The 13907-nt window shown below is 73.2% G+C and carries 10 protein-coding genes; 2 read left to right on the top strand and 8 right to left on the bottom strand.

The annotated features are described in order from the left end of the window. Window positions 1–36: 36 nt before the first annotated feature. The 7 genes from ACWCPN_RS32295 to ACWCPN_RS32265 all read right to left on the bottom strand — a co-directional run bounded on the left by ACWCPN_RS32295 (window position 37) and on the right by ACWCPN_RS32265 (window position 9504). Entirely contained in the window at window positions 37–210 is a 174-nt protein-coding gene (locus ACWCPN_RS32295; RefSeq protein ID WP_199212942.1) for a hypothetical protein, read from the bottom strand. 372 nt (window positions 211–582) lie between these two features. Further along, window positions 583–2112 carry an SDR family NAD(P)-dependent oxidoreductase gene (locus ACWCPN_RS32290; protein ID WP_392292740.1) on the bottom strand — a complete coding sequence of 510 codons (1530 nt, stop codon included), beginning with the start codon at window positions 2110–2112 and terminating at the stop codon, window positions 583–585. Between the two features lie 230 nt (window positions 2113–2342). Continuing rightward, on the bottom strand, window positions 2343–3686 hold the full coding sequence (locus ACWCPN_RS32285) for a wax ester/triacylglycerol synthase family O-acyltransferase (RefSeq protein WP_451213539.1): 1344 nt from the start codon (window positions 3684–3686) through the stop codon (window positions 2343–2345). A 156-nt stretch (window positions 3687–3842) separates the two neighbouring features. Further along, window positions 3843–6164 carry a GH92 family glycosyl hydrolase gene (locus ACWCPN_RS32280; protein ID WP_451213536.1) on the bottom strand — a complete coding sequence of 774 codons (2322 nt, stop codon included), beginning with the start codon at window positions 6162–6164 and terminating at the stop codon, window positions 3843–3845. Window positions 6165–6290: 126 nt separating this feature from the next. Beyond that, window positions 6291–7511 (bottom strand): glucose-1-phosphate adenylyltransferase, encoded by a 1221-nt coding sequence (gene glgC / locus ACWCPN_RS32275; protein WP_451213533.1) that lies wholly within the window; start codon window positions 7509–7511, stop codon window positions 6291–6293. A gap of 50 nt (window positions 7512–7561) precedes the next feature. Then, window positions 7562–8713, bottom strand: coding sequence for a glycogen synthase (glgA, locus tag ACWCPN_RS32270; RefSeq protein ID WP_451213530.1), 1152 nt, complete (start codon window positions 8711–8713; stop codon window positions 7562–7564). A gap of 41 nt (window positions 8714–8754) precedes the next feature. Continuing rightward, window positions 8755–9504, bottom strand: coding sequence for a (2Fe-2S)-binding protein (locus ACWCPN_RS32265; protein ID WP_451213715.1), 750 nt, complete (start codon window positions 9502–9504; stop codon window positions 8755–8757). Between the two features lie 230 nt (window positions 9505–9734). Between ACWCPN_RS32265 and ACWCPN_RS32260 the strand changes: the two genes are divergently transcribed. Continuing rightward, window positions 9735–10844, top strand: coding sequence for a DMT family transporter (locus ACWCPN_RS32260; RefSeq protein WP_451213527.1), 1110 nt, complete (start codon window positions 9735–9737; stop codon window positions 10842–10844). On the opposite strand, the gene ACWCPN_RS32255 is transcribed toward ACWCPN_RS32260, so the two are convergent. Further along, the gene (locus tag ACWCPN_RS32255; protein ID WP_451213524.1) at window positions 10834–12102 is read right to left on the bottom strand and encodes a transglycosylase family protein; all 1269 of its coding nucleotides are present in this window, start codon (window positions 12100–12102) and stop codon (window positions 10834–10836) included. The two genes, ACWCPN_RS32260 and ACWCPN_RS32255, sit on opposite strands and share 11 nt — an antisense overlap. A 271-nt stretch (window positions 12103–12373) precedes the next feature. On the opposite strand from ACWCPN_RS32255, the gene gndA reads away from it, so the two are divergent. Then, window positions 12374–13813: an NADP-dependent phosphogluconate dehydrogenase gene (gndA, locus tag ACWCPN_RS32250; protein WP_451213521.1), complete on the top strand. Its 1440-nt coding sequence runs from the start codon at window positions 12374–12376 to the stop codon at window positions 13811–13813. Window positions 13814–13907 lie beyond the last annotated feature (94 nt).

Here is a 13907-nt window from a genome sequence, read left to right as displayed (position 1 = left end):
ACAGCTGCGATTGCCTTCGGTGGCCTGGCCCGGCGGTCAGTCCACGCTGGGCAGGATGTGGGGTTCGGCGAGGTCTTCCTCGTACCCCGCGAGACGGATGGGCGCGGACCGGGCCCACACGTCGAGGCTGCCGAGTTCACCGGCGCGCCGGCCGGCGCGCTCGCCGCGTTCCTTGGGGCGTTCGTCGAGATTCGTCGTCTCCGGTGTCACCGCGCACTCCTTATGTGTCGGGCTCACCCTCGGGGCATACCGCACAGCTGCGCTCCGGCACTCGTGCCCGCTCGGGTCTGGATGGAAGGCCAGTTCGGACGCGGTGGCGCCGGTACGGACGATGGGTGTGGGTGGGACCCGGTACTGCTGTCCGCGCCGTCCAGATTAACCAAATGAGCGGACTGCCGCTCGATAGGGAGTGCAAACAAGGTGTAACTATCGGGAGTCGTCCGACCCCCCAATGCCTCTCAATATGCGGCTATCTGCCACAAACCGCATCACTCGCCGCCCCGAACGAATCACCCACTCGGCCTACCGGGCGAACATGCCTTCGAGTCCGAGTGGGTGCATTCGGTCGCCGCGCGCGCGGGCTCACCACTTGCCGGGCGCGTAGTCCTTCATGAAGACGCCGTACAGGTCCTCGCCCGCCTCACCGCGCACGATCGGGTCGTACACCCGGGCCGCGCCGTCGACCAGGTCCAGGGGCGCGTGGAAGCCGGCCTCGGCCAGCCGCAGCTTCTCGTAGTGCGGACGCTCGTCGGTGATCCAGCCGGTGTCGACGGCGGTCATCAGGATGCCGTCCGTGTCGAACATCTCCTGGGCGCTGGTCCGCGTCACCATGTTCATGGCCGCCTTCGCGGCGTTGGTGTTCGGGTGCCCGGCGCCCTTGTAGCCGCGGCTGAAGACGCCCTCCATCGCGGAGACGTTGACGACGTAGGCGCGCCCGCGTCCCGCCCGCCGCGCCGCCTCGGCCATGGCCGGGCGCAGCTTGCTGATCAGGATGAACGGCGCCGTGTAGTTGCAGAGCTGGGTCTCCAGCAGTTCCACCGGGGAGATCTGCTCGATGGTCTGCACCCAGGTGTTGGTGTCGACCACGTCGGGGACGAGGCCGCCCGCGTCGATGGCGGTGCCGTCGAGGTGGCGGGCCACGCTGGCGTTGCCCGCCACCAGGGCGAGGTCCGCGACCTTCTGCGCGTCCAGGCCACTGGTGCCGACGGGCAGCGCGGCTATGCCGTCGACGGCGCCGGAGTTGAAGGCTCCGATGACGTGGTGGGAGGGCAGTTCACCGGCGGGCAGCGGCGCGCTCTCGCCGTCCACCAGGGCGGCGTACGCGGACGGCAGGCGGCGCACGGTCTGCGTGGCGTTGTTGATCAGGATGTCGAGCGGGCCCGCCTCGGCGACCTGCTCGGCCAGGGCCACGGCCTGCGCCGGGTCGCGCAGGTCGATGCCGACGACCTCCAGACGGTGCAGCCAGTCCGCCGAGTCCTCCATCGCCTTGAAGCGGCGGATGGCGTCCTTGGGGAAGCGGGTGGTGACGGTCGTGTGCGCGCCGTCCCGCAGCAGCCGGAGCGCGATGTACATGCCGATCTTGGCCCGGCCGCCGGTGAGCAGGGCGCGCTTGCCGGTGAGGTCGGCGCGGGCGTCCCGCTTGGCCCGGTTCTCGTCGGCGCACCTCTGGCAGAGCTGGTGGTAGAAGTAGTCGACCTCGGTGTACCGCTGCTTGCAGACGTAGCAGGAGCGGGGGCGCTGGAGGATGCCCGCGATCCGGCCCTCGTCGGTCTTGGAGGAGGGCAGGATGCCCTCGGTCTCGTCGTCGATCCGCTCGGCGGAACCGGTGGCGGTGGCCTCGGTGACCGCGCGGTCGTGCGCGGTCTTGGCGGCGCGGCGCTCCTGGCGGCGGCGCTGCTTGACCGTGCGGTAGATGTGCGAGGTGGCCCGGCGCACCGTTATCGCGTCGGGGTGGTCGACGTCGAGCCGGTCGAGCTCCTCGAGCACGCTCAGGCAGACGGCCAGCCGCTCGGGGTCGATACCGGGTCCGTGGACCACCTCTTCCATGGATGCGTCCGTGGGGACGGCCATGGCTGCCTCCATGGACACGGAACCGTCCTCTGTCACCGTCATCGCGCTGCCGCTTCCCTGATCACCCGCGCAGCGCTCCGACTCGCGCCCGCTTTCGAACGGGGAATTTTACGTAGCGGCACACCCTACGGCCAAACCGCTCCCCCGGGCCCGTCCCTCGGCGGCCGTCCCACCCCGCTGAACTGCGACGACGCCGGCCGCTCGCCCCGTCGCCCGGCAGCGTCCCGCCCCGGGGCCGCCGCCGGGCCCGGGGCGGGGCTCGGCCCCGGGCCTCAGGCGTCGCACACCGTGAGCAGGTCGCGCACCTCCTCCGACACCGCGCGGGCGAACACGTCCAGGTCGGGCACGGCCCGGGCGTCGGCGACCAGGCCGTAGTGCACGTGCCCCCGGTAGGTCGAGATCGCCACCGCCAGCGACTGCCCGGGCGCGAGCGGGGCCAGCGGATACACCTCGGTCAGCTCGTGGCCGCCCAGCCGCAGCCCCAGCCCCGGCAGCGGCACGCTGGTGACCAGGATGTCGAACCACAGCCGCGCGGCCTGGCCGACCAGCGGCCCGGCGAGCCGGTGACCGAGGGCCGGTACGTGGTCGGCGAGCAGCGCGACCGCGCCGGCGCCCCGGTTCGGCCCCGCGTCCTTGTTGCGGACCATCGCCGTGCGAACGGTGTCGAGCCGGCGCAGCGGATCGGGGTCGTCGACCGGAAGCCGTATCAGGTACCCGGAGAGCCGGTTGCCCTGTGGGTGCGCGGTGCGCGGGCGCCGCCGGGAGACCGGGATGAGGGCGCGGGGCGCCACTTTGCCGGTGTCCTCGCCGCGCGCGTCCAGCCAGCGGCGCAGCGCACCGGCGACGACGGCGATGAGCACGTCGTTGACGGTGCCGCCGGCGCTCTTGCGGACCCGGTGCACGTCGTCGATGTCGAGGACCACCCCGGCCGTGCGGCGGGTGCCGCTGGGTGCCGAGGTCAGCGCGGACGACGGGCGCATGCCGAGGGTGGAGCGGGCGAGCGAGGCGCCGATGTCCAGGGCCCGGCCCACGTCGGACAGCGCGCCCCGGACCAGACCGGGCATCAGGCCGGGAAGTCTGCGCACGTCGGACAGGACGTCGGAGAGCGGGCCGCGCGCCGGTTCGACGGCCCGCGGCGCGCGCTCGGGCAGGTCGACCGGGTCCAGCACGCCGGCGGCCAGCTTCAGCGCGCGCAGCCCGTCGGCGAGGGCGTGGTGGAACTTGAACAGCACGGCGAAGGAGACGCCGTCCTCGCCGGGCAGCACGTGCGCCTCCCACGGCGGGCGCTCTCGCTCCAGCGGACGTTCCATCAGCCCGCCCGCGACCGCGTGGAAGTCGGCGGTCGGCGCGTGCAGGCGCACGTGGTCCAGCGGGTCGAAGTCCGGGACGGGTTCGCGGGTGGCGCCGCCGAACGCGAGCGGCTGCCAGGTGTCCCGGATGCGCATGCGCAGACCGGGCACGGCGGCGGCGCGGGCGGCCAGCAGGTCGGCCGCGTGGGCGCCCGCGGTGGGCGAGTGCGCGGCGAACACGCCGAGCGCGCCCAGGTGCATCGGGTGCCGATCGGACTCGATGTTCCAGAAGGCCAGGTCGAGGGGAGCGAGCGGGTCGGAGGTCAAGGGTTGCCTCGCACGTCGACGACGGGGTGAACCAGAAGTCAATCCCCGAGGAGCGATTACGGTCAAGTACGACCGTGCTACGGACAGTTAACTGCAGATTAAGTCCCGCCCCGCGGAGAGGGGCGGGACTCGTGAGACGGCCGAGGTCGGCCGAGGTCACCTCAGGACGGGGGGCGCGGCCGAGGGCGCCGTACCCCACTCCGACGGGCGCGGGCCGACCGTGAACGCGAGCGTGCGCAGGGAGCGCAGCGCGTCCGTGCGCAGATAGGTCCGCGCGTGCGGGGTCCCGTCGGTGCGGACGCCCTGGATGTAGCGCTCGGCGGCCGAGGTGCCGGGGGCGGTCACGGTGAGCCGTCCACCGGGCCAGTAGCGGCGGTCCAGGGTGAGGTCGACCCGGTCGAACACCGGCGTGGACAGGCCCCAGGTGTCGTAGCCGGGCTGGATCGGGAAGAGCCCGATGGAGGACAGGACGTTCCAGGCGGACATGGTCCCCAGGTCGTCGTTGCCGGTCATGCCGGTGGGCCCGTCGGTGAACAGGGTGAGCGCCGCGTGCACGACGTCCGTGGTCTTCCACGGCTGGCCGGTGGACAGGTACGTGTAGGGCGCGACGAGGTCGGGCTCGTTCATCGGGTTGTACTTGTCGGCGTTGTAGTAGGCGTACGCGTCGCCGTGCACCCACACCTCGCGGGCGGTGCGCCCGGGGTCGGCCAGCAGCCGGTCGTAGGCGAAGAAGCTGTCCAGGCGGTCGTTGGCCGCGCGTTCGCCGCCGATCAGGCGGACCACGCCGGGCAGGTCGTGCGGGACCAGCCACTGGTACTGCCAGGCCGTGCCCTCGTGGAAGCCCGGGGCGCGGGCCGGGTCGAGCGTGCCGGTGAAGGCTCCGGAGGCGTCGCGTGGGCGGAAGAAGCCGGTCGCGGGGTCGAAGACGGTCCGGTAGTTGCGGGCGCGGGCGGCGTAGCGGTCGGCGTCCGCGCGGTGCCCGAGGCCGCGGGCCATCTGGGCGAGCACGGCGTCGGCGAGGGCGTACTCCAGGGTGACGGAGGCGCCGTGGTGGTAGTCGGAGTCGCCCATCTTGGCGAGCGGGCGGTTCCACACGTAGGGCGCGAACCCTCGTGCGATGTACTCGGCGTTGGCCTCCCGGCCGATGCCCGGGTAACCGGCGGGCGGCACGCCGTCGGCGTTCTTCCTGAGCGCCCGGTAGGCCCGCTCCTCGAAGCCCTTGAGCAGGCCCATCTGGTAGGCGGTGGTCAGGAACGGGGTGACGGGGTCACCGCTCATGACGTTCGTCTCGACCGGCCCGTAGCCCCACTTCGGCAGCCAGCCCCCGTCCTCGTCCACCTGCACCACCGACCGGGCCATGTCCCGGGCCTCGTGGGGCGCGAGCAGGGCGAGGAGTTGGGCCTGGGTGCGGTAGGTGTCCCACAGGGACCAGTTCTGGTAGTAGGTGAAGCCCCGCGCGCGGTGGGCCCGGCGGTCCCAGCCGAGGTAGCGGCCGTCGGCGTCGCTGCCGACGTTCGGAGCGAGGAACGCACGGTAGAGCGAGGAGTAGAAGGTGCGGCGCGGGGCGGGGGCGCCGCCCTGGACGCGGACGGTGGCGAGCCGCCGCTCCCATTCCCCGCGGGCCCGTCGCCGCACGGCGTCGAAGGAGCGGCCGCCCTCGGCCCGCAGGTTGGCGGCGGCTCCGTCCGCGTCCACGTAGGACAGGGCGGTGGTCGCCTCGACGGTGCGGTCCCGCGTCGTGTCGAAGCGGACGTAGGCGCCGCCGCCGCCGGTGCGCGCGCCGTGGGTGACCGTCGGTCCGTCCCAGGTGCCGTAGGCGGTGAACGGGCGGCTGAAGCGGGTGACGGTGTGCACGGTGTAGGGGCCGGTGTCCCGGCAGAACCCGTGGCCGGTGATCTCCGTGCGCACCGTGCGGTCGTCGAGGATCTCGACCTTGCTGCCGCCCGGGCGGTGCAGCGCCTGGGCGGCGTTCAGCAGGACGTTGGCCCGGCCGGTGGCGGGGAAGGTGTAGCGCTGCACGCCGGTGCGCGCGGTCGCGGTGAGTTCGGCGCGGATGCCGGAGTCGAGGCCGACGCGGTAGTAGCCGGGGCTCGCCACCTCGTCCGCGTGCCGGAACCCCGCGGCGTACTTGGCGTAGTCCGTCTGTGTGACGTCTCCGGTGGTCGGCAGTACGGGCAGGTCTCCGCCGATGCGGCAGCCGACGCCGGACAGATGGACCAGCGAGAAGCCACGGACGCGGTTCTGCGTGTAGTCGTAGCCCGTGTTGTGCCCGGTGTCCGGGGAGAGCTGCACCATGCCGAAGGGCACGGCGGCGCCGGGGAAGGTGTTGCCCTCGTCCTGGGTCCCGATGAAGGGGTTGACCAGGTCGGTGAGGTGGCCGTCGGTCCGCTCGTCGGCACGTGCGGCGGGGGTGGCGACCAGCGCGGACGCTGCCATCACCCCGGCCAGGCACAGCCGTGTGCGCCGGGTCCCTCTCATGTCGGATGACCTCCGATGGTTCGACATCGTTGCCTGCATCGTGGCGGGCGAACGAGGCGAACCCGGGCATTCCAGGAGGATGACGCCGAACGCGTCGCGGGGAGGGACCGGCTGACGGGACGTCGGTCAGTCCACCCGCTGCCCCTTGCCCAGGGCGATCACGCCGCCCTGGGAGACGGTGTACAGCTCGGCGTCCCGCTCGGGGTTCACCCCGATCGTCGCGCCGGGCGGGACCTCGACGTTCTTGTCGAGGACGGCGCCGCGCACCACCGCGCCCCGGCCGATGCGCACGTTGTCGTGCAGCACCGAGCCCTGGACGACCGCTCCCGGGTCGACGCGCACCCCGGGCGACAGCACGGAGCGGGTGACCTGGCCGCGGATCAGGCAGCCGGCGCTGATGATGGACTCGCTCGCGATGCCGCCCGCGTTGAAGCGCGCCGGGGAGAGCTGGCCCGAGTGGGTGTAGACGGGCCACTGGCGGTTGTACAGGTTGAAGGCGGGGCGCTCGGCTATCAGGTCCATGTGCGCCTCGTAGTAGGCGTCGAGGGTGCCGACGTCCCGCCAGTAGCCCTGGTCCCGGGTGGTCTCGCCGGGTACGTGGTTCTCGCTGAAGTCGTAGAGCTGCGCCTCGCCGCGGACGGTGAGCTGGGGCAGGATCGAGCCGCCCATGTCGTGCACGGACTGGCCGTCCTCGGCGTCCCGCTGCAGCGCCTCGATGAGGGCCTTGGTGGTGAAGACGTAGTTGCCCATGGAGGCGAAGACGCACTCGGGGTCGTCCGCGAGGCCGGGAGGATCGGCCGGCTTCTCCAGGAAGCGCCGCACGGTACGGCCGTCCGAGCCGGGTGTGATCACCCCGAAGGAGGAGGACTCCGAGCGCGGCACCCGGATGCCGGCCACGGTCACGCCCGCGCCCCCCTCGATGTGCTGGCGGAGCATCTGCCGCGGGTCCATCCGGTAGACGTGGTCGGCGCCGAACACGGCCACGTACTCGGGCTGTTCGTCGTACACGAGGTTCAGCGACTGCAGGATCGCGTCGGCGCTGCCCAGGTACCAGCGCGGGCCGAGGCGCTGCTGGGCGGGGACCGGGGTGACGTAGTTGCCGAGCAGGCTGGACATCCGCCAGGTGGTGGTGATGTGCCGGTCCAGCGAGTGCGACTTGTACTGGGTCAGTACACAGATGCGCAGGACGTCGGCGTTGACGAGGTTGGACAGGACGAAGTCGACGAGCCGGTAGGTGCCGCCGAAGGTGACCGCCGGTTTGGCGCGGTCGGCGGTGAGCGGCATCAGGCGTTTGCCCTCCCCGCCCGCCAGCACGATCCCGAGTACCGAAGGCCCTCCACGCCGCATCACGGCTCCCCTCACCCTGGTTCCACCATGGATGCCCCGAGCGGGCCGGACTAAGCCTGCTTGAGGATCTCCTCGTAGAGTCCGGCGGTCCGCCTGGCCACCGCGTCCCAGCCGAACTCGTCCACGGCGCGCAGCCGTCCTGCCTCTCCCATCCGCTCGGCGGCCTCCGCGTCGCCGAGCACGGTGTCCAGCGCCCGGGCGAGGTTCGCCTCGAAGTCGTCGTCCACGTCGACCAGCAGTCCGGTGCGGCCGTCGTCCACGACCTCGGGGATGCCGCCGACCCGGGAGGCCACGACCGGCGTCCCGCAGGCCATCGCCTCCAGGTTGACGATGCCGAGCGGCTCGTACACCGAGGGGCAGACGAACACCGATGCCCGTGTGAGGAGCTGGATGACCTCGGGGCGCGGCAGCATCTGCGGGATCCAGAGGACGCCCGCGCGGACCCGGCTCAGCTCCTCGTACAGGTCGCGGAACTCCCGGTCGATCTCCGGGGTGTCGGGTGCGCCCGCGCACAGCACCACCTGGGTGCCGGGGTCGATGTCCCGTACCGCGCGCAGCAGGTGGGGCACGCCCTTCTGGCGGGTGATCCGGCCGACGAACAGGACGTACGGGCGGGTGGGGTCGACGCCGTGCCGGAGCAGGGCGTCGATGCCGTGGTCCGGTCGGTACAGGGCGGTGTCGATGCCGTTGTGCACGATGTGCACGCGGGCCGGGTCGAGCGCCGGGTAGCAGGTGAGGATGTCCTCGCGCATGGCTCCGGACACCGCGATCACCGCGTCGGCGGCTTCGATCGCGGTGCGCTCGGTCCAGCTCGACAGCGCGTACCCGCCGCCCAGTTGCTCGGCCTTCCAGGGGCGCAGGGGCTCCAGCGAATGGGCGGTGACCACGTGCGGGACACCGTACTGGAGCTTGGCCAGGTGCCCGGCGAGATTGGCGTACCAGGTGTGGGAGTGGACGAGTTCGCGGCTCCCGAGGGCGGCGGCGATGGAGAGGTCCACGGAGAAGGTGCGCAGCGCGTCGTTGGAGCCGTCGAGCGCGGACCAGGGACGGTGCCGGACGACGCCCACACCGCGGCCCTCGCCCCAGCAGTGCACCTCGAGGTCCACCAGCGAGGCCAGTTCACGGGCGAGGAACTCCACATGGACGCCCGCGCCGCCGTACACGTCCGGGGGGTACTCCCGGGTCAGCAGTCCCACTCGCACCCGACAACCCCCTGGCCTCGTCCGTACGTTGCCCTTCATGGTCACCCAGATACGGCACGCGGGGAAGAGCGCGGCGGCCGGGTGAAGCAGCAGTCGCCGCAGACTCCGCCGCCGGGCACCCGGTAGTACAGGCAGCAGCTCCGGCGGCGGAAGGCCGTCGCCGCACGGGTGCCGGTGCCGCGCAGCAGCGGATGCGCGAAGAGCTCGTCCGTGAGGGCGCGGGCCCGCTCCGCCACGTCGGTGCGGCCGTCCGCGCGGGCCCGGCGGTCCAGTTCGCGTGCCGCGCCGGCGAGCGCCGAGCCGGCGTTGCCCCGCAGCAGTCCGGCCGAGATCCCGTAACGGGCCCTCAGGGCCACCCCTAGGGGTTCCAGATGGCCGTGCAGCACGGTGTCCGCGAGCGTGGCCGCGTCCCCGGGCAGCGGGCGCACCTCGGTCAGCCACAGGTCGTCGGGGGCGGTCGCGGCGGGGTCCCAGAGCAGGTGCCGCGGGTCGAGGCCGGGCAGCCGGCCGTACAGCGCGGCACAGGCCAGGGCCACGGACCACAGCCGGGCGGCGAGGCCCTGCTGGCTGATGGAGGCGGAAACCCGCGGCTCAGCGGCGCGCAGCCGGCCGGCGACGGTCGCGACGCGGTGCGCCAGCGCGTCGCGCCCGGCCCCCGGTGCCGCCGCCGCGTACGTCTCCGCGAGGGTGGCGAGGTCTCCCGGTGCCGGCCCGGCCGGGTCCGCCCGGGTGCGCAGGACGAAGAAGCCGCCCAGCGGGCGGAGCGCGGCGAGATCGGCGTCGAGGTCCACGGGCAGCACTACTACCAGCCCCGGGCGGCGCGCCGGAGGCCGGGTCCGGCCCTTGTCCACACCCGTCTTGGGGATGATCGGGGCGGTGGTGTACTCCATCGGCAGTAGGACCCATTGCGTGCTCAGGTACGACGACGGGAACGGGCCGGGGCGGGCAGAGTGTTCGCCATGACCGCCGACCGTACGCCGCGCCGGGCCCAGGGGGCCCGCCCCGCGCGAAGGAGCCGCAGATGAGCGCCCTCGCGCTGTCCGTGCTGCTGTCGTTCGTCTCCGCCGTCGCGTACGCGGGCGGAGCCATCGTGCAGGAGCAGGTCGCGGTCTCGTGCCCCGACGGCTCGTACATGCCGCTGCGCCGGGCCGGCTGGTGGGCGGCGCTGGCGCTGAACGGCCTCGGCGGTCTGCTGCACGTCGTGGCGCTGGCCTGCGGTCCGCTGAGCCTGGTGCAGCCGCTGGGCGCGCTGACCATCGTCTTCGCCCTGCCCATGGCGGCGCTGTTCGTCGGCCGCCGGGCCGGGGCGGCCGCCTGGCGTGGCGCGGTCATGGCGACGGTGGGCCTGGCGGGCCTGCTGTCCCTGGTCGGCTCGGCCGACGCGCGCTCCCTCGACTCGGCCCAGCGGGTGGCCGTCGCGCTGGTCACCGGCGGGGCGGTCGTCGCGCTGACGTGCGCGGGACTGGCCGCGCACCGGCACCCGGCCGTGCGCAGCGTGCTGCTCGCCACCGCCTCCGGCACGGCGTTCGGGATGTCGTCGGTGTTCACCAAGACCGTCGCGGTCGACTGGAGTGACGGGATCGTCCTCGGCGACCTGCCCTCCCTCGCGGTGATCGGGGCGTTCGCGACCGCCGGGGTCCTGCTGTCCCAGGCCTCCTACCGGGGCGGTGGCCTCGCCGCGCCGCTGGCCACGGCCACCGTGGTGAATCCGGTGCTGGCCGCGGCGGTCGGCATCCTGATGTTCGGTGAGACGTTCCGCCACGGCGGCACCGGCACCGTGCTGGCGCTCGGCTGCGCGGCGGTGGCCGCGGGTGGCCTGATCCTGCTCACCACCGAACGGCTGGAGCAGGACCCGGCGTCCGCCGGCGCCGGACCGGCACCGGCGGGCCGGGACGAGGAGGGCCCGACGCGGGCAGGGACGGTCCCGGAGGTTCCGGCGCCGGCGGGCCCGGCTCACCCGGAGTCCGCCAGGGCGGGGCTGCCGGAGTCCGGCCTGACGCCGGCCGCGCCGGCGGACGTACGGGTGCCCGACGGCCCCGCCTACTACGACACGCCGTACGTCCCGCTGTGCGCGAACATCTACGCCCCGCTGCCCGTCCTGAACGCGCACCGCTCGCGGGTCAGATCCTGACCCCGCCGGCCCGGAGATAGGCGATCGGGTCGATGTCGGAGCCGAAGCCGGGCCCGGTCCGCACCTCGAAGTGCAGATGCGGGCCCGTGACGTTCCCGGTGGACCCGGACCGGCCGAGGCGCTGCCCCACGGCGACGCTCTGCCCGGCCCGCACGGAGATCGCCGACAGATGGGCGTACTGGGTGTAGTGCCCGCCGGCGTGCCGGATCACCACCTGGTAGCCGTAGGAGCCGCCCCAGCCCGCGGACACCACCTGCCCGGCGCCCGCCGCCTCGACGCTGGTACCGGTCGGCACCAGGAAGTCGACGCCCGTGTGGTAGCCCTTCGACCAGTGCGACCCCGCCACGTGGTAGCCGGTGCCGATGCCCGCGTGCACCGGGGCGACGAGCGCGTGGCCGCCGGACGGTGCCGGATGCCTCGGGGTCCTCTGCTCGGTGTGCCGGGACTCGCCCGGGTGCTCCCGCCGCTCGGCGGGCTTCTTCTCCGCGGGTCTCTTCCTCGAAGGTTCCTTCTTCTTCGGGGACTTCGGCTTCGGCTTGGAGGCGGTGTCGCTGTGCGGGCGCGCGTCGGACGCCGGCGGGGCGGTGGCGCGCAGGCCCAGCCGCTGGCCCGGCAGGATCAGGTCGGGGTCGGAGCCGATGACGGCCCGGTTGCCCTCGTACAGCTCCCGCCAGCCGCCCCGCACGTGCTGCTCGCCCGCGATGCCGGACAGGGTGTCGCCCCGCACCACGGTGTACATCTCGGCCCGGCCCGCGCGGGACTGCGGTGTCGTCTGCGGCTTCACGTCCCGGACGTCGTGCCCGCCCCGCGGGTCCCGCGTCGGCCCGGTCTTCGCCGGGCGGCTCGCGGCACCGTCCGTGTGCACGTCCGGGGCCGCGCCGCCCCGGGCGAGCCCGGCCCGCACCGAGCACGCCGGCCAGGCGCCCGGCCCCTGGCCGTCGAGGACGTGTTCGGCGACGGCGATCTGCTGGTCCCGGGTGGCGAGGTCGGCGCGCGGCGCGTACCGGGCGCCGCCGTAGGCCTCCCAGGTGGACTGGGTGAACTGCAGCCCGCCGTAGTAGCCGTTGCCGGTGTTGACGTGCCAGTTCCCGCTGGACTCGCAGGCGGCGACCTTGTTCCAGGTGGCCGCGTCCGCCGCGTCGGCGGTACCCGCGGCGACCAGCGGGATCGCGAGTCCGGCGCCGCCCGCCGTGACGGTGAGTGAGGCGCGGTTGATCCTGTTCGGCTGGTACCGGCGATGCCGGCCGCGTACGGCCATGTCCGAATTCCCCTCGGCCTGCGTCAGGAGCGGCAAAAGTAAGCGCCGCGAACAGGCCATGACAAGACGGGAAATCGGCCTCGTGTCCGGCTCAAGTGGCCGGGAACGGACCCTCCTTGAGGGCATGGGCGGCCGCGGTGAGCCGACTGACGCGTTCCCTGCGTAAACAAGCGTGGCGGGTCGGATGTGCGCTCGCCGTAGCGGCACGTCAGGATGGGCGAGGGTCCGCACGACGGAGCCGTAGTCACGAGGCAGCTAGGGAGCAGGCGGTATGAGCACTTCAGCGCAGATCGGCGTCACCGGGCTCGCGGTCATGGGCCGCAATCTCGCCCGGAACTTCGCGCGCAACGGCTACACGGTCGCCGTGCACAACCGTACGGCGTCGCGGACGCACGCGCTGGTGGAGGAGTTCGGGAGCGAGGGCGACTTCATCGCGGCCGAGACCGCCAAGGAGTTCGTGGCGGCGCTGGAGCGCCCGCGCCGGCTGGTGGTGATGGTCAAGGCCGGTGAGCCGACGGACGCGGTGATCGAGGAGTTCGCGCCGCTGCTGGAGCCCGGTGACATGATCATCGACGGGGGGAACGCGCACTTCGCGGACACCCGCCGCCGCGAGAAGGCGCTGCGCGAGCAGGGCATCCACTTCGTGGGCATGGGCGTCTCCGGCGGCGAGGAGGGCGCGCTGCACGGGCCGAGCATCATGCCGGGCGGCCCGAAGGAGTCCTACGACTCGCTGGGCCCGATGCTGGAGAAGATCTCCGCGAAGGCGAAGGACGGGTCGCCCTGTGTGACGCACGTCGGCCCCGACGGCGCCGGTCACTTCGTGAAGATGGTGCACAACGGCATCGAGTACGCCGACATGCAGCTCATCGGCGAGGCCTACCAGCTCCTGCGCGACGTCGCCGGGTACTCCCCCGCGCAGATCGCGGAGATCTTCCGCACCTGGAACACCGGGCGCCTGGACTCGTACCTGATCGAGATCACGGCCGAGGTGCTGTCCCACGTGGACGCGGCCACCGGCAAGCCGTTCGTGGACGTGGTGGTGGACCAGGCCGAGCAGAAGGGCACCGGCCGCTGGACCGTGCAGATCGCGCTGGACCTGGGCGTGCCGGTGTCGGGCATCGCCGAGGCGGTGTTCGCCCGGTCCCTGTCGGGTCACGCGGCGCTGCGCGAGGCGTCCCGGGACCTCGCCGGGCCGAAGCCGTCGCCGCTCGGCGAGGCGGAGGCCGCCGCCTTCGCGGACCGGGTGGAGCAGGCGCTGTACGCGTCCAAGATCGTGTCGTACACGCAGGGCTTCCACGAGATCGCGGCGGGCAGCGAGGAGTACGACTGGGACATCGACCTCGGCGCGGTATCGGCGATCTGGCGCGGCGGCTGCATCATCCGCGCGGCCTTCCTCGACCGCATCCGCGCCGCGTACGACGCCCGGCCGGACCTGCCCAGCCTGCTGTCGGACAAGACGTTCGCGCAGGAGATCGCCGCGGCCCAGGACGACTGGCGCGAGGTGATCATCGCGGCCACCCGGCAGGGCGTGCCGACGCCCGGCTTCGCGGCGGCGCTCGCCTACTACGACGCGCTGCGCGCCGAGCGCCTGCCGGCGGCCCTGACGCAGGGCCAGCGGGACTTCTTCGGGGCGCACACGTACCGGCGGGTCGACCAGGACGGGTCGTTCCACACGCTGTGGGGCGGGGACCGGTCGGAGGTCGGCGCGTAGCGCCGGGCGCACACGGGGCGGGGACGGCGGGGGCCAGTTCGCACCCGCGACCCGCCCCCCGTGAGGGGCCTAGATGGCGTGCAGAGCTCCGGGG

The sequence above is a fragment of the Streptomyces sp. NPDC002386 genome (genome assembly GCF_053593175.1).
This window is presented reverse-complemented; position numbering and strand designations above follow the sequence as displayed.